The organism is Diplocloster modestus (genome assembly GCF_019042245.1).
GTDB classification, from domain to species: domain Bacteria; phylum Bacillota; class Clostridia; order Lachnospirales; family Lachnospiraceae; genus Diplocloster; species Diplocloster modestus.
In genome coordinates this window covers 84,282-105,974 of sequence record NZ_JAHQCX010000015.1, presented here as the reverse complement: position 1 = coordinate 105,974, position 21,693 = coordinate 84,282, and the positions used below count along the sequence as shown (strand labels likewise).

At 51.6% G+C, this 21,693-nt stretch carries 11 protein-coding genes; 10 read left to right on the top strand and 1 reads right to left on the bottom strand.

The window, feature by feature from the left end; genetic code table 11:
- Positions 1 to 3: 3 nt before the first annotated feature.
- From KTH90_RS18540 to KTH90_RS18525, 4 genes are all read left to right on the top strand, one after another.
- A complete protein-coding gene (locus KTH90_RS18540; RefSeq protein ID WP_158354261.1) occupies positions 4 to 1,377 on the top strand; it encodes an aspartate aminotransferase family protein in 1,374 nt (457 codons plus the stop codon).
- A complete protein-coding gene (locus KTH90_RS18535) occupies positions 1,367 to 2,506 on the top strand; it encodes an iron-containing alcohol dehydrogenase (protein ID WP_158354262.1) in 1,140 nt (379 codons plus the stop codon). Before KTH90_RS18540 ends, KTH90_RS18535 begins: the two co-directional genes overlap by 11 nt.
- Before the next feature lie 429 nt (positions 2,507 to 2,935).
- Positions 2,936 to 3,724 (top strand): ATP-binding protein, encoded by a 789-nt coding sequence (locus KTH90_RS18530; protein WP_158354263.1) that lies wholly within the window; start codon positions 2,936 to 2,938, stop codon positions 3,722 to 3,724.
- A 10-nt stretch (positions 3,725 to 3,734) separates the two neighbouring features.
- On the top strand, positions 3,735 to 4,274 hold the full coding sequence (locus KTH90_RS18525; RefSeq protein ID WP_158354264.1) for a hypothetical protein: 540 nt from the start codon (positions 3,735 to 3,737) through the stop codon (positions 4,272 to 4,274).
- Between the two features lie 117 nt (positions 4,275 to 4,391).
- Here KTH90_RS18525 and KTH90_RS18520 read toward each other — a convergent pair whose 3' ends face one another.
- Positions 4,392 to 5,888 carry a GntR family transcriptional regulator gene (locus tag KTH90_RS18520; protein WP_158354265.1) on the bottom strand — a complete coding sequence of 499 codons (1,497 nt, stop codon included), beginning with the start codon at positions 5,886 to 5,888 and terminating at the stop codon, positions 4,392 to 4,394.
- Between the two features lie 439 nt (positions 5,889 to 6,327).
- Here KTH90_RS18520 and KTH90_RS18515 point away from each other — a divergent pair, with 439 nt between their 5' ends.
- The 6 genes from KTH90_RS18515 (at position 6,328) to KTH90_RS18490 (ending at position 21,342) form a co-directional block, all read left to right on the top strand.
- Complete coding sequence (locus KTH90_RS18515; RefSeq protein ID WP_238727244.1) at positions 6,328 to 8,916, top strand: EAL domain-containing protein; 2,589 nt, start codon at positions 6,328 to 6,330, stop codon at positions 8,914 to 8,916.
- Positions 8,876 to 9,340, top strand: coding sequence for an Hpt domain-containing protein (locus tag KTH90_RS18510; protein ID WP_330656092.1), 465 nt, complete (start codon positions 8,876 to 8,878; stop codon positions 9,338 to 9,340). The genes KTH90_RS18515 and KTH90_RS18510 overlap by 41 nt, the downstream gene beginning before the upstream one ends.
- Positions 9,341 to 9,422: 82 nt before the next feature.
- Complete coding sequence (locus KTH90_RS18505; protein WP_158354267.1) at positions 9,423 to 10,835, top strand: GntR family transcriptional regulator; 1,413 nt, start codon at positions 9,423 to 9,425, stop codon at positions 10,833 to 10,835.
- 38 nt (positions 10,836 to 10,873) lie between these two features.
- Entirely contained in the window at positions 10,874 to 15,145 is a 4,272-nt protein-coding gene (locus KTH90_RS18500; RefSeq protein WP_238727243.1) for a hybrid sensor histidine kinase/response regulator, read from the top strand.
- 37 nt (positions 15,146 to 15,182) lie between these two features.
- Positions 15,183 to 17,972 carry an ATP-binding protein gene (locus KTH90_RS18495; protein ID WP_158354268.1) on the top strand — a complete coding sequence of 930 codons (2,790 nt, stop codon included), beginning with the start codon at positions 15,183 to 15,185 and terminating at the stop codon, positions 17,970 to 17,972.
- A 73-nt stretch (positions 17,973 to 18,045) separates the two neighbouring features.
- Positions 18,046 to 21,342 carry a response regulator gene (locus tag KTH90_RS18490; protein ID WP_158354269.1) on the top strand — a complete coding sequence of 1,099 codons (3,297 nt, stop codon included), beginning with the start codon at positions 18,046 to 18,048 and terminating at the stop codon, positions 21,340 to 21,342.
- Positions 21,343 to 21,693: the final 351 nt, after the last annotated feature.

The following is a 21,693-nucleotide window of genomic DNA, read 5'->3' as shown; positions in this document are numbered from 1 at the left end:
ATTATGTTAAGAACAGATATGCCGGAAATCATTACGGAAACATTGCCGGGGCCGAAAGCGTCAGAGGTGATAAAGCGCCGGAAAGAAAGCACTCCCAGTGCCATAGGATGTATGTATCCGGTGGTGCCGGCCCGGGGCCAGGGAGCAATTATCGAAGATGTCGATGGGAATAAATTCCTGGACTGGATTGGCGGAGTAGGCGTCCTGAATATTGGATATTCCCAGCCGGAAGTTATATCTGCCGTCAAAGAGCAGGCAGACAGATATTTTCACGGGATGTTTAATATTGTTACGCATGAAGGGTATGTGGCTCTGGCGGAAAAACTTACGTCTATCGCTCCGGTCAGAGGCCGGAAGAAAAAAGCATTTTTCGCCAACAGCGGAGCTGAAGCTGTGGAAAACGCAGTAAAAATTGCCAAGGCATTTACAAAAAGAAATAATATCCTTGTTTTTTCCGGCGCGTTTCACGGGCGCACCCTGCTGACGATGTCTATGACTTCAAAGAAAGCTTATGCCACCGGCATGGGACCGTTTCCAGATGGGGTGTACCGCGCCCAATTTCCGTATTATTACCGGAATCCGGAAGGGATGCCTAAAGAAAAAGCCTGCCAGTATTATCTCGATTCCATCGCCGCGGTTTTTGAACAGTGCGCGCCTGCGGACACCATTGCCGCTATTGTTGTCGAGCCGGTACAGGGCGAGGGCGGTTTTATCCCGGCGCCCTTTGAGTGGATCCGGACCGTCCGAGAAATCTGCGATACTTACGGTATCCTGCTTATTGCGGATGAAGTGCAGTCCGGTTTTTGCCGTACGGGACGTATGTTCGCCTCGATGTATTGGCAGGAGATCAACGCGGCGCCGGATATTATTGCCACCGCAAAATCCATTGCGGCCGGTATTCCGCTTTCCGCGATTGTTGCCAGGGAGGAGATTATGGAGGCTCCAGCTAAGGGAACCATCGGAGGGACCTATTGTGGAAATGCTTTAGCGTGTGCCGCGGCGCTGAAAACGATTGAAATTATGGAGCGGGATCAGCTGGCAGAGCGTTCACTGGAAATCGGAAAAAGGATAACGGAGCGTTACATGCAGTGGCGTGAAAAGTATTTCTGTATTGGAGATATCCGCGGCCTTGGCGGAATGTTGGGCCTGGAACTGGTTAAGGACAAAGGGACCAAAGAGCCGGCGCCGGAGCTTACAAACGCTCTGATTGCGGAATGTGTCAGAAATGGGCTGATGTTGGAAAGCGCGGGAACATATGGAAATGTTATCCGCTTCCTTGCGCCGCTGGTCATCACGGATGAACAGCTGGAATGTGGCCTGCGGATTATGGAACAGTCACTGTGCACCTGCCTGGAGGAGATGAAGGATGAAGTTTGATTTTAATCTTCCCGTGAACCTACTGTTTGGAAACGGGCGGACAGCTGAAGCGGGAGCTGTAGTTTCCTCTTGGGGGAAAAAAGCATTGCTTGTAACCGGAGGAAACAGCGCCCGAAAATCCGGGCTGCTGGATCGCGTACAGGAGCAGCTGAGGTTATCCGGGGTGGAAAGCCTTGTATTTGATAAAGTAACCCCAAATCCGACCACCACCATCGCCTATGCCGGAGCGAAAAAGGCTGAGGAAAACGGGTGTGATGTAGTTGTTGCTGTGGGCGGCGGCAGTATTATTGACTGTGCAAAGGCAGTCGCCTTTATCGTCAAAAACGACGGGGATATCATGGATTATATTTTTGGGCTGCGTTCCGGCACACAGGCGCTGCCCTTGATCGCTATCCCTACGACCTGTGGAACCGGCAGCGAAGGAAATGGCTTCGCAGTACTGACAAATCCCTCCAACGGCGATAAAAAATCGCTGCGCTGCAATGCCATTATTCCCAAGACATCTATCATCGATCCGGAATGTATGATGACTATGCCAAAGGAGCTTCTGGCCTCGGTTGGATATGACGCGTTGTGCCATAATATGGAAGGCTACATCTCTGTAATCGGTCAGCCAATCACAGAGATGTACGCACGGGAAGGTATGCGTTTAATTGCTGAACACCTGCTTCCGATCTATGGGGGAGATAATGCTCCGGAACACTGGGAGGCGATCACATGGGCAAGTACTCTTGGAGGAATGGTCATCAACTGTGCCGGCGTAGGGCTGCCCCATGGCATGGAACATCCGGCCAGCGGACTGAAAAACATTTCCCATGGCAAAGGATTGGCAGCCCTTACTCCGGTGGTCTTGGAGGAAAGCATCCCCTACGCGCCGAAAAAATATGGGATAATTGCCCGGATCCTCGGGGGAGAGGATGAGCATACATTGGTATCGGCCTTAAAGAATTTTCAGAAGAAGCTGGGGCTGGATATAACACTGGCCGATCTGGGCTTTGATGAATCCGATGTGGACTGGATGACCGAAAATTGTCTGAAGGTATCTGTTGGAAGTATTGCAACCCATCCTATGCCTGCGGACAGAGAAAAAATACGGGAAATCTATATAAAATCTCTGGCTGGGATATAACATAAACGGAGGGGAGCCGGAGGCTTATACGGAGAGGAAGATAGAATTCAGCAGAGCGGTGCCATTGATATTTCCACATTTGAAAAACGGCTTAAAACGGCAGAAGGAAGTTGAAATTAACTTCAGGTTCTTCGGCCTGCAGCAGATAGCACAGAAGCAAGCGCTAAGAAAGGACATACTGGCGTAGAAGGAACACCCGCTGAAACATATCAGGGAATTATGGTACATGATCACGAGTCTACATTGCAGGTGCATGAGCATGCTATTTGAGAAACGAAAAAATACAGAAACGAATGTTTTTAAGAAACTCTCAGAACAGTTTGCATAAAGAACCGATGGTGCCATCGACTATTATCAGTCTACACCATCGGTTCTTTCTTTACCAGTCAGCCTGTGTACGGTAACTTTCCATTTCCTTAGTAGATAAAGTTGAAACTGTTCTTATTGCATTATGTGATGAATTTGGTATCCAACGCCATGAAATTCACACCGGAGGGCGGCTCGATCCGGCTGGGCTATTTATCGGAGCCGATGGACAATGGACGCTCTTTGGTGACGCTGTGGGTGAAGGATAGCGGCGTCGGCATGAGCGAGGATTTTCGTGACCGGCTGTTCCAGCCCTTTGAGCAGGAGAATTCTTCCATGACCGGTTTCCACACTGGGAGCGGCCTGGGATTGGCTATTGTCAAAAATTTGGTGGAACTTATGGGCGGAGACATTTCCGTAGAGAGTCAGTTGGGCAAGGGCAGCACGTTCACGCTGCGGCTCCCCCTGCCCCACTCTGTTATGGCGCAGGCAGAGAAAGAAAGCAATGGAGCCAATTTGACCTCCAGGCTCAAAGGGCGGCGCATTTTGTTCGTGGAGGACAACCTGCTTAACCGGGAGATCGGCGTCAATCTTCTGGAGCAGATGGGCCTTTTGGTGGACTCCGCCGAGAACGGAAAAGCGGCCGTAGAAGCCTTTGAGCGATCCGAGGCCGGCTGTTACAGTTTGATATTCATGGACATTCAAATGCCCGTAATGAACGGCTATGACGCCACGCGGCGCATCAGGGCCTCCAGTCATCCCGATGCCAAGAGCATCCCCATCCTGGCTCTGTCGGCCAATGCCTTTGACGAGGACGCCAGGAAATCGCTGGATGCGGGGATGCAGGGACATTTGGCCAAGCCCATCGATATGACGGAATTGACGAAAGCTCTAAAAAAGCACATCAGATAGGAGAGGAACCATGAATAATAAATTTGTGAAACTTACTGCTCTGCTGACCACGCTGGCCCTGTTTCTGGCCGGCTGCTCCGGCAGCGGACCAACCGCGGCCGCCAGCCCATTCACTGCTGAAAACGATATTTTCTCCTATGTGCCGGTAGATACAGAAAAGCGGATCGTTACCATTGGAAAATACGATTCCTTTGATGAGGCCCCCCTGGAAGCGGTACTGGAGGCCAAATTCCCGGAAGTAGATGTAGTCTTCGTGGAGACGCTGGCGGGGCCGGACCCGTTTGCGTACATGGCTCTGCAGGACCAGCAAGGAGAACTGCCCGATATCCAGGTCTGCAAGGTGGAGGCAGAGGACTGCGATTTTTTGTATGATCTGTCTGCGGAGAGTTTTCTCAGCCGGTATAACCTGACTTCTCTAAATACCATAAGAACCTATGAAGAGCTGGGCAGCAACCAAGAGTTGATGACCTCCGCTATTCAAGAAAGCGGTGAGATCAGGCCCTTTACCGAGGGGCGTCTGGTGCTTGATTGGGATATTGTCGGGCAATAAAGGCATGGGGGAATTTGGTCAAAACTCCCCGTTCATCCACAGGAGCAGTTTTACGGAAAGAGACACCAACAGAACATCCCTCATGAGATCACGAGGAGTGTGCGCAGCATTGATGCACTAAGGTGTTCCTTTATTCTCCGCTGCGCCAGATTTTTTCCCGTTGCTCAGTATTTTGAGCTTATTCGATTCACGCGACTCACATCCCGAAGCATATTGCTCAACTCCGTTTTGGAGAAAATTTACGGTGTTGCCTATCTTCGCTCCCACCTCGTGCAGCAGCTCAATATACCCTTGGGCAAACAGATCTGTGTCCTCTGCGTCAATTGCTCGAGTCAGCTTCTCAATCGGCGCGGATTGACTGACGCCCTTTGTCTGCTGTTGATCCGACAGGAACGGATAGGTAAAAAGCAAAAATTCAAGCAATTTGCCGTAGGTTTCAAAGAAAGACGTAAACGGATGAAGGATCAGTATATATTCTGTTACTAAAACAATGGCTTCCAGTCCACAAAGACCTTTGCTGTCTGTCAGGATATTTTTCAGCTCATGAGTTTGTTTCTTATCGAGTCTTAGCAGATCCTTGCTGACTATTTCCTCAGCAGTGAACAAAAGGAGTTCAATGCTCTCTCTTGCCATCAATATATTTTTTTGTATAGACGGCCGCCGCAATTTCTTCCAGTTTGGGGCGGTAAACAGCACTTGATTTCCCACGCCGTTTATAGAATGGATTAAGCCCATATCACGCAGCAGCCCAATCGTACGCCTCGCAGTGCTTACTGAAACAGAGAACTCCAGCGACATGTTTTCATAGGATGGAAGCATTTCCCCCTCTGCGTATTTTCCTTTTATAAGACCGTAAATGATTCTCGCGGCCAGGGTATGACAGTGCTGCGGCCTGTCACGATAGGTCTGCCAGTGAAAGGGAATTTGATTTGGCACTGCCACGGTTCGGGAAGTGCCGTCAATAAATCCCTGTAAAACCTTTTGGGTCACTGACTGTAACCCCATGAACGCCTGGAAAGCGCCGTTTCGATCAAGAGCATCACAGCTTGATATTAGGTTTCTGTGGTATTCCTGATATTCTTCACTGGTCCCCTCATCAAAGGACGTAATATAGGGAAACTGAAAAAAAGACACCATATCCGCAAAAAGGGATTTTATCAACTGATTTTGGACAGCATCCAGCATCCTGTTACAGCAGAACATAGAGATGGATACGATGCCCGCATCTTTTTGCCTGCATATCCGCAAAATCTCCCGCAGCTCATGGTCAGTGAGCTTTTGAGCTCCCGCGCGGAACACAGGTGTTAAAAGCAGCTCGGTCACTTGATAAACGGTGCCGATGGCCTCTTTGCGGGCCAGATAATATTGCTGCGTAACTTGGAGCGTCTCTTCGGGGGTGGTTTCATACACCACCGAGGTATGGCGGCCGGGAGAAACATCGATCAAGTGATCCTGCTGCAATTTTTTCAAAGCATTCCGTACAGTTTGAGGCGCTACTTGGAATGTACCGCCGATCTGTTCTATGGTGGGCAGAAAATCGCCCTTCCGGAGGTGCCCAAATAGAATGTGACATTTATAATATTCGTAAATCAAGTTGTACTTTCCACGTTCCAAAATCGTCTCACCTCTGTTTTTAGAAAATCACACCGGTTTCTTCATGTTGAATCACTATCAATTATACACTTTTTTGGGTGAATGGCGAGAGGAAAGTAATATTCTGTTGATTTATGCCATGGGAATTGGTACAATGAGGTCATATATACACACATGGACAAGGGTAGTGCCATGATTTTCACATGACTTAGCCTTAGCCGGAGAAAATGATAAAAGATGTTTTGCTGTCCTGTGAAAAGATTAAGAACTCAGACCTCGCTTACAACATTTTACACTTTATTTATTGTATTTTCTCCAAATTATGCTATAATATTATCGAAACAAACTGCGTCTAACATGAACAGAGTTGCTTGCTACAAATAGTAAAAATTTATGAAAGAAAGGTCGGTTCATCTGCCTTTTTTCCATACCTGAATCGTGAAAAAGGGGAGATTTTCGTATGCTCGAGCGGAAATGTATATTGGTTGTGGAGGATAACGAAATCAACCGTGTGACTCTTTGTGGGCTGTTAGCCTCTGAATATCAAATCCTGGAAGCGGAAAACGGACAGGAAGCGTTGGACATCCTAAAAGAAAAAAAGGATGATATCTCTTTAATTCTGCTTGACATCACTATGCCTGTTATGGATGGATACACCTTTCTTTCCATCGTGAAAAAGGATTCGGATCTATCTACAATTCCAGTCATCGTGACCACCCAGAGCGACAGTGACACCGATGAGGTGGCCGCGCTGACTCACGGCGCCGAGGATTTCGTCACAAAACCTTACAAAGCTGAAATCCTTTTGAAACGCATTTCCAGCACCATTCGCTTTCGGGAAACAGCGGCCATGATCAATCAGTTTCAGTATGACCGTCTGACAGGCCTTTACAGTAAAACTTTCTTCTGCCAGCGCACCAAAGAACTGCTGATGCGGTATCCGAAACAGAACTTTGATATCATCTGTTCTGATGTTGAAAATTTCAAGCTCATCAATGATGTGCTGGGCAATAAGGCCGGGGATGATCTGCTGCGGGAAATTGCTGGCTGCTGCCGCACATATGCCGGCGCGAACGGCATATGCGGGCGGCTGAATTCAGACCGGTTTGTCTGCCTGGTAGAGCGTGGGAGGACTTACAGCGATCAGGTATTCCTTGATCTCAGCAAAAAAATCGGTCTCCTGTCCAACAACAAAAGCGTCGATATCAAATGGGGCATTTACGCCATTGAGGAACGGGACCTGCCCGTGGAACAGATGTGTGACCGAGCCATGCTGGCGGTACAGAGTATCAAAGGAAAATATGGCTGTTATTTTGCGTTCTACAACAACAGTCTCCGGGATAAATTGCTGCGCCAGCAGGCTATCATCGATAGTATGGAATCCGCACTCCATGACAGACAGTTCCAAATTTATTTTCAGCCCAAGTACCGAATCCGGGACGACCAACTGGCCGGCGCAGAGGCGTTGGTGCGGTGGACGCACCCTAAGTGGGGAATGCTGTCCCCCGCGGAGTTTATCCCGCTGTTTGAGAAAAATGGGTTCATCACCAAGCTGGATCAGTTCGTTTGGGAAGAGGTATGCAGGAAACTGAAGGCTTGGGAAAAAAGAGGATACTCCGACTTTCCTGTATCTGTCAATGTGTCCCGGGCGGATATCTACAGTGTGGATATTGCGGACCTCTTAATCAGTATTGTTCAAAAATATGGGCTGACGCCGGAACAGCTTCATCTGGAGATCACGGAAAGTGCGTACACAGAGAATTCAATACAGCTGATCGAGGTGGTCAACCGTCTGCGGGAGCTTGGGTTCATTATTGAGATGGACGATTTCGGAAGCGGGTATTCCTCCCTCAATATGCTCAACCAGATGCCCATCGATGTTTTAAAACTGGATATGAAATTCATACAGAGTGAAACGGCGAAGCCGCTTGAGCATGGGATATTACAGTTTGTAACGGATCTGGCCCGGCGGATGCATCTCAGCGTGGTAGCCGAGGGCGTTGAAACGCGGGAACAGCTGGACCGGCTGCTGGAAGTGGACTGCGACTATGTGCAGGGATATTATTTTGCCCGGCCCATGCCGGCAGAGGAGTTCGAACAGTTTCTGGAGAAAGAAAAGCTGCGTGGTAAGCTGGGCGGAATCACCCTTTCACATGACGAGGACCGTCCCGAATATCGCAAGCAGGTACTCCTTATTGCGGATGAGGACGAGCAGTACATAGAGCAGGTGCGGGAAAACTTTTCAGCGTTGTTTCACGTCATGGCCGCGACAGACGTCAATGCAGCACTGAGCCTTGTCGCTGCGTACAACGACCGGATCGCCCTTGTGCTGCTCAGTCAGAGCCTTTCAAAAGACGGCGCCTTCACGGTGCTGGAGCTGATCCGGCAGAATAGAGATCTGTGGAAGATCCCCGTCATCATTACGGGACCGGCAGACAGAGACCTTGAGAGAAAAGCGCTGAAGTCTGGAGCGCTGGATTACGCAGCCAAGCCCCACTGGCCGGAAAGCCTCACAAAGCGGGTCGCACATGCCATCCGGCTGAACACCTCCCGGATGCGGGAAGAAATATTACGGGAAGAAGCATTCCGGGATCATATGACCGGCGCGCTGAACCGTCGAGGCTGGCAGGCTGCGGCGGAAACTCTTCACAAAGCGGACGCTCCAATGGCCGTGTGCTTTTTCGACCTGGACAACCTCAAGAAAATAAACGATATCTGCGGCCACGGAGAAGGCGACCGGCTGATTGTCGAGTTCAGCAAAGCAATCCGGAAAAATATCCGAGACACAGACATTGTGGCCCGGCTGGGCGGCGACGAGTTCATTGTGGTGATGAAACGAATGCAGTCCCCGGAAATCGCACTGAAGAAATGCCAGGAGATTTGTAACGCGTTCCGGGAAACTCCCATCATTGAGAAGATGCCGGCCACTGCCTCCGCCGGGATTGTGATGTGGAACGCGGAGTGTTCCCTGGAGGATATCGTCGAGCAGGTGGACACTGCCCTCTATTATGCAAAGACAACCCATGACGGCCAATGCGTCATATTGTAAAACCGGCGAACCTGCGGGGCCGCAAAAGCCGCCGACAGAAAGGGATCAGTTTATGGATAATTTTAAGGAAATCTTTGCAGCGTATGGCGTGGATTATGATGCCACGCTGAGGCGCTTCGCCGGCAACATGGTTTTATATCTGCGCGTGCTGGGGATGCTGCCAAACGATAAAAGTCTGGAAAAACTCGGTGCCGCCATCGACAGCGGGGATCTGGACAACGCTTTTGAGGCCGCGCACACGCTGAAAGGCGTCGCGGGGAACCTGGGCCTGACCCCACTGCTTGAGGCGGTCCACACCATTGTGGAGCCACTGCGCGAGAGAGAAGAACGCAGCGACTATGCACAGCTCTACACAGCGGTTCAAGCGGAATATCAAAAGGCGGAAGCCTTTGTGGAAACGATAAACAGCATTCGTCAGATCTGATGACAAAACGGACGGGGATTGCGAGAAGCTCCGGTCAACCATGTGGGCCGAATAACAACAGTGTTTTATGAGGTAAAGTGAAATGGAAAAAGATATCGGGCTTTGCGATCTCATTTTTGATTATTACGAATCAAAAATCCTGTTTGGATACTGCAAATATGGGGAGCGTCTGCCGTCCATCGCTCAACTCAGCAGTATATCCCAATTGGGGGAGAACACGGTGCGCGGAGCGTTCAGGCGTTTGAGAGAAAAAGGATATATTCAATCGGAAGAGCGCAAAGCGTCCGTTGTCACCTACAGGGGGACTTCGGCGGATTTTGAAAAAAACAAAGCGGATTATTTTGTGCCGCGTAAGGACGGTATCCGGGACTTCTTCCAAGCGGCAAGACTGCTGTTTATTCCAATCTGGGAAACAGCGTTAGAAAACACAGAGAACCCGTATCGTGTGGTCGCCAACCGCGAAACCGCCGGAAAGCTTTTTGATGACCTGCCGCCTGTCGTGCAGTTTTGCATCGACTACGTTTTTCCTTTGAAAAATGAACTTTTAACAAACCTCTACTGGGAATGCACACGGTATGTACACCTCTTTTACTCCCCAACAACGAAAAGCAGAATCCCACGCCAGGGAACGGCAAGCAGGACGATTCAGCTTGAGGACGGCGCTTATTCTGACGTAAAAAACGAAATATTTGAGTTTATTTCCAAAGCGCGCCGGAAGTATCATCTGGAGGGTGTGGAGCAGATCCCTTTCAAATGGAATGTGTATCGCCAGCGCCCGCAGCTGCGTTATACCTTAGCAGCCCAAATGATCAGTGAGATATTCTGGGGACGGTATCCGGTCGGTTCCTTCCTCCCTTCCCTGACCGAAATGGCGGAACAATATGATATTTCTCTGACCACGGCGCGGCGCACGGTAGAACTGCTGAATTCTCTTGGCGTGACCAGATCCTACCACGGAAGCGGAACAAAAGTCCTTATGGACTCCGCCGCAGCAGACCTGCCTCCGTCCGACGTGCGGGAGGACCTGCGGCTGCACCGGGAAAGCCTGCATCTGATGGGGCTGACGATCCGGGGCGTGATGCTGTTTACATTGGAAAGTGTTCCGGCGGCGCGGCGGGAAAAATTGATGCAGGAGTTATTTGAGATTCGTGCGCAAAAACGGGGTTTTCTCTGTTTTGGCGTGATATTAAATTTTATTTGTGAAAACTGTCCTTCTATGATTGTGCGGGAATGCTATTCAAGGTTAAAGGAATTCATTATTTGGGGCTGTATCATGGTGCTGCCGCTGCTGAAGTCAGAAGAATTTTTGACGATGCACGACAGAGGCATTGGGCAGTTGGAACATTATTTGAAAAATAATAACCTGGCAGCCTTTGCGGACGGCTGCCAGTCGCTGATGGAAGCACATTTGAAAAACGACAGTATGGAACTGCAGACCTTCACAGACGACTGGCAATCTCTCATGGAGGAGAAAGCAAGCAAGGGGCAAAGGTAATGCCTTGCTAGATGTTCCCGCATAGAAAGGAAATCGATATGATGCAGACTGATCACCTCTCCGCTGAGCTGCAGGCCACACTCAATCAGCTTCCCAGTGGGCTGGCAATTTATCAACTTAATAACGGACAACTCTGCTCTGTATTCCGCAACCCGGCTTTTTACCGGGTGATGGGATATGGGGAGGAACATATTGCCCAGAGCGAAGCTGGACAGCTCTTCATCAATATAATTGAGGAGGACCAGTCTGCCCTTTTAGAAAAGACCATGGAATCGCTGAAAAGCGGCGAAGAACTGGTCTATACCCTGCGGGTCTTCAACGACCGGCTCCAAAGCCGCCGTTGGATCCATTTGGAGGGTTCCCGCCAAATCCAGGCGGACGGTTCGGTGTTTTTATATATCATCTACACGGACGTTACGGAAGAAAGACAGGTAGAGTCGGAATTGGCGGCCGCCAATGAGAAAATGCAGGATATTATCAACGCGATACCCGGCGGCGTGGCCATCTATAAAATGACGGATATCTTTGAAACCGTCTATTTCTCTGACGGCATCCCCAAGCTGACCGGCTACACGGTGGAAGAATACCGCGAGCTGTGCAAACGCGACGCCGCTGAAATGACCTACCCAGAGGATACTCCCGTCGTCATAGAAAAATTACAGGAGGCCGTCCGGAGCCATACGGTTGCGAAATTCGAATTCCGCAAGCGGCATCGTGACGGCCATATTGTGTGGGTGCGAATCCAGGCCAGACAAATCGGAGAAGCGGATGGGGCGCCGCTGATCCATTGCGTTTTCCATGATATCTCCGAGCTGAAAGAGGTCCAGTGGGAGATGAGTCATCTGTTGGGTTCCATCCCCGGCGGCGTCGCCAGCTACCGGGTAGTGGATGGAAAATTTATTCCCGTCTTTTATTCGGATGGGGTTTCCGCCCTCTCGGGCTACACCCCGGCGGAATTTGACGCAATGATCGCCGGAGACGCATACAGCGCCATATACCCAGGCGATCTTGACCGGGTGGCCCGGGCGGCGGAGGAGGCCCTTCGTACCGGGAACATCCTGGATATCTCCTATCGGACACGGCATAAAAACGGCAGTCTGGTATGGGTCCATTTCAACGGCCGCAGAATCGGGCCTCTCACTGCGTCCACGCGGTTTTACGCCTCCATTACCGGTTTGTCCTCGGAATCCCGCATGTACCAGGAGCTTGCCGAGGAATTGGCGGATTCCATCTATATTATCAATCAAGAAAATTATGAGCTGCTCTATTTTTATGAAACAAAGAAGCTGTTCCAAAGCGCGGATAACTGCATTGGGAAAAAGTGCTACGAGGCCCTGCAGGGCCAGACATCCCCCTGCTCTTTTTGCAATTTTCTAAAAGGCAATCCCGGTGAGAATTTCCAAATCGTCTCGCACTGGAATGACCGAACTTACCGCCTGCACTACCGGAAGACCGTCTGGAACGGGATCCCCGCCTATATCCAATATCTGCGGGATATTACCGAGGAGATTGAAATTCAGCGGGAAAAAGAGCGTCTGGAACAGTACTTTCAGACGCTGGTGGAAACTCTGCCCGGCGGGGTCGTTGTGGTGCGGGGCAAAACGGGTGAAGATCTCGCGGCGGAGTATTTGTCGGCGGGCTTTTCAGCCATGATCGGCGTCACACCGGAAAGGGCATGGGAAATTTATAGAGAGGACACTATGGCACCAGTCCATCCGAAAGACCGGCCATACCTGGTCCAGCAGCTTGAGGCGTTGTTCTCTCAGCAGAGTACCCGCGGAGAGCTATCCTATCGGCTGAAGAATGGGGAAGGAACCTATCTCTGGATCAAAAACACGCTTTCCATCATGCCCGGCAAGGATGGAGACCGGCGGCTGTATATGTTTTTGCAGGATATCACGGAGGAACATGAGAAACAAAGGCGGATACGCGAGCAATATAAAGAAATGCTGCTGCAGCATTACCGGACGCCCGGCCCCAACGCGCTGATTGTGGGTCACTGCAACGTTACCCAAGATCTGATCCTGGAAATCAATGACTATACCGCCTCACAGGCCACGAAGTCATTCGGCCCAAACCGGGAAGGGTTCTTTACCGCGCTGGCCGACCTTATCACTGAGCCGGAAGACCGGCAGAAATTTCTGGATACCTACCTCAACGAGCCGCTTCTGGCGGCTTACCGCCGCGAGGACACCGAGCAGGTCTGCTTCTGTTTTATCCAGATTCCCGGCGAGGAAACGGGACGGTATGCGCAGTGTAAGGTCAATCTGGTGAAGGAGCCCGACACCGGTGATATCACCGGCATTTTGACCGTAACGGATATTACGGAACAGATGGTCTCCGACCGGGTTCTTCACCGGCTCTCCAACACGGGCTACGACCACATTGTAATCGTTGATTTAACCCGTGACCGATACGAGATCTTCACCAGTGACGCCAGCGCCTGCTGTGTCCCCCTCCCTGGCGGCGGCTCCCACTCCGGATGGATGGATTATATGCTGGAGAACTGGGTCGTTCCGAAAGACCGGGAGAATTACAAGAAATATCTGGGCGCCGCTTATATGGCCGAACGATTGGCAAAAAGCGGGACCTACACCTTCGACTATTCCGTTGTGGATGAAGATAAGAATATTCGGGTAAAGCGGATGACTGTTTTTTCCATCGACCCGCGGCTGGGACGGGTGTGCCTGGCCCGGACGGATGTGACGGAGTCGGTACGGGAGCAGCAGAGCCTGCTGAATATGCTGGCCTATACGTTTGAGCTGGCCAGCTTTGTTGATGTGGCCACAGGCCGGATGGTCATGCATACCCGTCAGACGGTGCTGGAGGATCTGTCGCCGTATATTATGGAGGACTATGACACGCAAATCGCGTTGGCGATGAACCGCTATGGAAAATCACCGCAAGAGCAGGAAGAGATCCGCCATCAATTCAAATTAAACACCATATTGGATCAGCTGCAAAAGAGCCCCCTGGGTTATGATTTTGTGCGTCCCTATAATGACGAGGGAGGGCTTCGATACAAAAAGCTCAATATTCTGTGGGGCGACCGGAATCATCAGACTGTGTGTATTGTGCGCGCGGATGTAACCGAAATGCTGATGACTGAGCGGAAAACCAAGGAGGAGCTGGAACACGCCCTTGACCTGGCGAAACAGGCAAACCAGGCAAAAACCGCGTTCCTTTCTTCCATGAGCCACGATATCCGCACCCCCATGAACGCCATCATGGGGATGACGACACTCGCAAATGCCCATATGGATGACCGGGTCTATGTGGAAGACTGCCTGGGGAAAATTTCGGTCTCCTCCCGACACCTGCTGAATCTCATCAACGATATTTTGGAGATGAGCAAGATCGAGCGGACGGATGTGGAGCTGAAGCGGGAACGGATTTTCCTGCGGGAGCTGGTGGAGCAGGTCTCCACGATGATCCGCCCCCAGGCGGAAGAAAAGAAACAGCAGTTCCAGGCCAGGGCTGATTCCATTTCTCATGCGTATTTTTATGGCGACCCCCTGCGGATCAATCAGATACTCATCAACATACTGGGCAACGCGGTCAAATTCACCCCCGAGGGCGGCAGTGTGGACTTTTTAACAGAGGAATGCCCGGTGGCAGCAGCGGACCTCGTTCGTTACCGTTTCTCCATTCGGGACACAGGGATTGGAATGTCTGAGAATGTATTATCCCATGTTTTTGAACCTTTCACCCGTGGTGAGAATGTGGGGCGAATTGAGGGAACCGGCCTTGGTCTGAGCATTACCAAGGGATTGGTAGACCGGATGGGCGGCGTTATTTCAGCGAGCAGCAGCGAGGGCAAGGGATCCGTATTTCGCGTGGAGTTGGAATTTGAACTCTGCCATGAACCGGAAGAGATATCCCAGACAAAGGCGCAGGCACTTTCTGGCCCCGACGATGACAGTACTTTAGCCGGGCGGCGGTTTTTGATTGCGGAGGATAACGAGATCAACGCGGAGATTCTCACAAGCCTTCTGGAGATGTTTGGCTGCACCGCGCTGGTGAAGACGGACGGCGCCCAGGCGGTACAGGCGTTCACCGCGTCCCCGGCGGGGACTTATGACGCGATTTTGATGGACATTCAGATGCCGGTGATGACCGGCTACGAGGCGGCAAAAGCCATCCGGGCGCTGACCCGGGAGGATGCCGGCACGATCCCCATCATCGCCATGACGGCCAATGCCTTTGCCGAGGATGTGCAGGCGGCGCTGAACGCGGGAATGAATGCCCATGTGGCCAAGCCCATTGATCTGGATGTGCTGAAAACAACTCTAAAAAACGCGCTGTTATAAAAGCTGAGGCTCGAGGAGCGCCAACTGAGGTGACTATATGAAAGATAAAATACATAGAGGTGTCCACCGCCTTGCCGCGGTGTTTCTGCCGACACTTTTGGCCCTGTCTCTTTTCTCCCCCTGCGCGGCCGCGGCGGAGTCAGAGGAGACTGTTCTGCGGGTAGCCTTCCCCAACGCGGAGGGTTACACCTCTCTTTCAGCGGATGGTTCGCCCGTCGGTGTGGTGGTGGATTATCTCAATGAGATTTCCAAATACACCGGCTGGAAATACGAATATGTCTCCACGAGCAATGCGGTGGGAGACTTCCAGGATGGAAAATTTGATCTGATGGGCGGAACCTTTTACAACGAAAGCCTGGAAGAAATATTTGGATACCCGGACTATAACTGCGGCTACACAGAGGCAAAGCTGATGGCCAGGAAGGATGACGCATCCATCCGCAGTTATGACACAGGGACGCTGAACGGCAAGACCATCGGCGTGTATGACCGGTCCACCGAGAATATCCAACGTCTCAAGGAATGGCTGGCTATTCAGGCTCTGGACTGTGAGATCCACTATTACAGCCGTGGTGATCTTGAAAATGGGAATCTATATAACCGATTAGAGAGCGGAGAGGTGGAACTGCTGCTGGGCTATGGTACAGACATGCCGGATACCTTATACGCAGCTGCGTCCTTCGGCGGCCAGGCCCATTACATTGTCACCCAGCCGGATAACCAGGAGATATTGGATGGGTTAAATATGGCGCTGGAGCAGATCTATGCCGCAGACCCGGAATTCTCGGAAAAAGAGCAGGCGAAGAACTTCGCAGACAACATGACCGGATATGCGGTTTTGACAGAGCGGGAATTATCTTACATCGCGGAGAAAGACACTGTTACCGTTGCGGTCCCGGATAATTGGCATCCCCTGTATTGCGTGGACATCGACGATTATCATGAGGGCTTTGTGCCGGACGTATTGAAGAAAGTGACCGACTATTCCGGCCTGCAATTCACCTATCTTCTCTGCGACTCCTATATGGACGCAATCACTATGGTACAAGAGGGAAAAGCCGATATGCTGGGCTTTTTCCTAGGCACCGAGGAGAGCGCGTCTGATCACGATTTAGCCAGAACGACAGCTTATGCCGGCCTTTCCCCGATTTTGGTCCGAAACAAAAATGTCACCTATCCCTCGGAGGGCCGGGTATGCGGCGTGATGACCGGCCGGAGCAAATCAAAGTCTGTTGTTGCGGAAGAGATCATATATTACGACAGCGTCGAAGAGGGATTAAGCGACGTCAACAGCGGGAAAATTGATTTTTTCTATGGGATAGGCGCCCATATAGAAAACATCATTCGAACGGGAAATCTCACCAACGTGGTTCAGGTAAGCCTGCCAAACAACAACACGGAGGTCAGTTTTGCGGTTTCCAAGCCGGTGGACTCGCCGCTGTTCTCTATCTTGAATAAGGCCGTCAACAATTTGTCGGAATCCGAAAAAGAAGCGATCAGCAGCTTGAATATGGTTTCCATTGGGGACACACATATCACGCTGTCCAGCATCGTTGTCGCCAATCCCCAGCTGGCGATTGGGGTAGTAGCTCTGTTTTTGCTGTTGATTTTGCTCTCGGCGAGCCTTTATCTTCACTTCCGGCTGCGGGCCGCCAAGATGCGGTTGGGATTAGAGAAAGCGGAGGCGGACAGCCGTGCCAAGAGTGAGTTTCTCTCCCGTATGAGCCATGAGATCCGCACTCCTATGAATGCGATTGTAGGTTTGGCGGATCTGACCGAGCGGGGGCCGGAGCTGTCCGACAAATCCCGGAACAATCTGAATAAAATAAAATCCTCTTCCCACTACCTGCTGAGCCTCATCAACGATATCCTGGATATGAGCCGCATTGAGAGCGGCAAGATGGATTTGGAGCATGCCGCGTTTTCTGTGGATGCGTTGCTGTGCGACATCGAGAGCATGCTGACCACCGATGCGGAACGCCGGAAGATACACTTTCATGTGGAGAGCGACCTGCGCGGCGAGGTCTACCTGGGGGACAATATCCGGCTGCGGCAGGTGATCTTAAACCTTTTGTCCAACGCGTTTAAGTTCACCCCGGAGGGCGGCACGGTGCGCCTTTGTGTCGAGGGGGATTCCGATACAGATACAGAGCGGACATTGACCGTCAAGGTGATCGACACCGGCGTGGGAGTATCCTCTGAGAATCAGCAGCGTATCTTCCGCAGCTTTGAACAGGTGGGGACCAGTACCTCAAAGAGCCAGGGGACCGGGTTGGGACTGGCCATCAGCCGGAGCATCGTGCGTTTGATGGGCGGCGACCTGCTCCTGGAAAGCGAGCTGGGCAAAGGCAGCACCTTCTGTTTTACAATCACGCTGGAGAAAGGGACTCTGGAAGTACCGACAGTTGAAGTGCCAACCGGAGAATGGACGCTTGCAGGCGTCAATATCCTGCTGGCGGAAGATAACAATCTGAACGCTGAGATTGCCATAGAACTGCTGCAGTGCCAGGGCGCCCTAGTACAGCGGGTGGAAAACGGCAGGCTCGCGGTGGAGCTGTTTCAAGACAAGGGCCCGGGCGCTTTCCAGGCGATTTTAATGGATATCCAGATGCCGGAGATGAATGGTCTCGAGGCCACCGAGGCCATCCGGGCGCTGGATCGGCCGGACGCCAAAACCATTCCCATCATCGCCATGACGGCCAATACCTTTAAGGAAGATGTGGAGGCGGCAACGGCTGCGGGGATGACAAGCTTCATTTCAAAACCGGTGGATGTTGAGGCGCTGTATCATGAGCTTCACGTTGCTGTTCATAAAAATAATATTTAAAACATGAGAGGCTGGCTATACAGGTCCGGATTCTTCCGCACTGAGTCTGCGTCCCATTTAGGAGGAAGCAAAAGTGAATTCTAAAGAGCAAATATGCCAAGAGGCGGAAGTCCTGGCCCGCAAGATACTGACCAGCTATTTCTGCGATTCCGACGTTGAATGCCTGATCTCTACCCTCGCGCCCGACGTTTTATGGTTGGGCGGTGGGAAAGAAATGCGTGCGCGCGGGCGCGAGGCCGTGGCCGCCGCCTTCCGAAATGCCGGCGAGATGATCGCTTACGACCTGACGGAGGAGCATTACGACACCATGGATATGGGGGGCGGCATCTATCTGTGCCAGGGGATTGGCTGGATCACCAGCAGGCCGGGACAGCAGATGTATGTGCGCTATCACCAGCGCTGCACTTTCATCTTTCGAGAAACGTCCCATGGGCTGGAAACAACCTATATCCACAACTCCATGTCCATGCAGGAAGAATTTGGGGAGGGAGATCTGTTCCCCATCCAGGAGGCCCGCGACGGTTATGAGCGGCTGAAGGGCATTCTGTCCGAGAGAGAGCGGCAAATCGAGCTGATGCTCACTCAGCTGCCCGGCGGGATGCTCACCTGCCAGGCGGATGACGATTTTACCATTGAGTGGGTCAGCGACGGTTTGTGTGACCTGTTGGATTATGCCGGCACCAACGAGCTGTATCGGGCCTGCGGCGGCACTGTCCGTGGTTTCGTGGTTCCGGAAGATTACGATGCAATGCTGGCGCAGACAAAAGCTGCTCTGCAAAGGAAAGACACCTACAGCACGGAATACCGGGTGCGGAAAAAAGACGGCGGGACGCTGTGGGTGGCGGATTTCGGCAAACGGGTCATCTCCGATCAGGGAACAGAGCTGATCTACTGCTTTATCTCCGACATCTCGGAAAAAAAGGCTCGGGAACAACAGATCATGGAATCCAACCAGGAGGCGGCGCAGCAGGCACACTTTTTAACCCAGCTGTACAATACGGTCCCCTGCGGAATCCTGCAGTTTGAACCAGAGTCCCCTTATGCCATCGTGAGCGTGAACCGGATGGTCTGGGAATTTTACGGATATGAGAGCGAGGCGGCTTACCGCGCCGCGGTGCCCGATCCGTTCCAGCTCGTTCTGGAGCAGGAGCGCGCGCATATCCGCGGTGTGGCGGACAGCCTCGTCCTAAACGGCAGCCCAACCACCTATACCCGACAAAGCGTCCGGCAGGATGGAACCCAGGTGTGGATCAATGTGGTGATGGAGCGGCTCTTAAACGCCAACGGTCAGGATGTCATTCAGGCAGTATTTACCGATGTGACCAACATCCATCTGCTTCAGCAGGAACGGGAGCAGGCACAGCTTTTGGAGAACCGTTTGCTCCAGACAGCTATCCAGACCGCCTATCCGCTGATTGTCAGTGTGAATCTGACCCAGGACACCTATCAGTGTATTGTAGAAAATGGAAGGGAAAGTACACTGCCGGCGGGCGGAAGTTATTCCAAACTGGTCCGGGAAACAAATGAGCATCTCTCTCCCTCATTCCGGCAGAACTACACTGCGACATTTGACCGGCAAACCGTCCTGCACCGCTTTGCCGGTGGTGAGAAAGAACTCTATACCGAGATACAGGCAAAAGACGTGAATGGTTTAGAGCATTGGATATCCCTCTGCTTGATCTCCGTGGAAAACCCTTTTGGCAGCGATGAATTATGCATCATGCTGGTCAAGGTGCTGGACGATCAGCGGGCGGAACAGTCCCGGCAGGAACAGCTGCTTCGGGATGCGCTGGCGGCGGCCAACGCGGCAAACCACGCAAAGAGCGATTTTCTGTCCCGCATGAGCCACGATATCCGAACTCCCATGAACGCCATCATTGGTATGAGCACCATCGGCCAACTCAAGGCTGGCGATCCCCAGCGGATCCAGGACTGCTTCCAAAAGATCGACGCCTCCTCCCGGTATCTCTTGAGCCTCATCAACGATGTGCTGGATATGAGCAAGATAGAAACCGGAAAGATGGCAATCGAGAAAAAGCCCTTTGACTTTTCAGAGCTGATGCAAGATCTAAGTTCCATCCTGTATCCGCAGTTTGAAGAACATGGGATCTCATTTGAACTGACCCATGAGGAACCGCTGGAGCGAATCTATAAGGGCGATGCTCTGCGGCTGAATCAAGTCCTGATGAATCTGCTGTCCAATGCTCTCAAGTTTACCCGCCGAGACGGCAGGGTCTCCCTTCATATAAAGGAAAGCAGCCGGACAAATGGCTATTCCTACCTGACTTTCATCGTTTCGGACACCGGCATTGGAATGTCCAGGGAATTTTTGGAGCGGATCTTCCAGCCCTTTGAGCAGGAGGATTCCAGTCTTGCCCGCAACAAGGTGGGCAGCGGTCTCGGCCTTTCCATTGTGCACAATCTGGTTCAGTTCATGGGCGGCACCGTAGAGATCAGCAGCGTCAAAGGCAAAGGTTCTACATTTACCGTTTCCATTCCGCTGGGCCGTGTGGAGGACGATCAGGAGGTGGAACGGCGGCGGAAGAACGCCTCTTTGATGCGGGGGATCGAGGTGCTGGTGGTAGATGACGATAAACTGGTGGGAGAACAAAGCGCTGCGATTTTGGATCAGATCGGCGCCCATACCGTATGGGTGGATTCCGGCCGGAAAGCAGTGGAGGAAGTCCGTGCCGTGGCTGCCCAGGGCAGGCACTATGACATCGCCATGATCGACTGGAAGATGCCGGATATGGACGGTATTGAAACCACGCGCCGGATTAGGACGATTGTGGGTCCGGAAACCACAATTATTGTCATCTCCGCTTACGATTGGAGAAGCATCGAGGATGAGGCCAGGGCGGCCGGGGCCAACAGCTTTATTTCCAAACCCCTGTTTTTCTCCACGATCTGCGACACTTTCTCCGCGCTGCGTTTTGGCAGTCAATCCCCTAAACAGATCGTGCAGGCGAATCCGTTGGCCGGACACAGAATTTTGCTGGTTGAGGACAATGCGCTGAATATGGAGATTGCCAAGTCGATTTTGGAAATCTACGGCATGGAAGTCGTTACCGCCGAGGATGGGCAGCAGGCGGTGGATCTTTTCGCCGCGGCGCCGGCGAATCATTTCCAGGCGGTACTGATGGATATCCGCATGCCGGTTATGGACGGACTGGCAGCCACGCAGGCTATTCGCAGGCTGGATCGGCCCGATGCGGCCGATGTACCTATCCTTGCCATGACGGCCAACGCTTTTGAGGAGGATAGACAGCAGGCTTTCGCAGTGGGTATGAATGGATATATTGCGAAGCCCATCGACGTTTCAGTTTTGACTCAGGAGTTAAAGCGACTGGTAAACAGCAAAATTGTATGAACCAATGCCATTAAGCCAAGGCGTTAGAGGCATAGCAGAAAAAACGCATAGCAGAAAAAACGCAGAGTATGAGTTAAAGCTGTACCCTGTGTTTTTTTGTAATATTTTAAATTCAGTTGGCAAACAGTGGGTTTTCAATGTGCACAAGATATTTCCTCAGTTTCTGCATTTGTTCAGCCTGGAAATAAATTACTTCCAGAAACTTTGGAATTTTTACTTCATGAATTCAATTCTCGTTGTAATCCTTGCTCAACCTATAAAGGATTTCGACTTTTGGCTATAGATGGATCTGAACTAATTTTTAGAAACCATTGCAACATTTCGTTCCTCCCAGTTGTATATAGAGCAGAG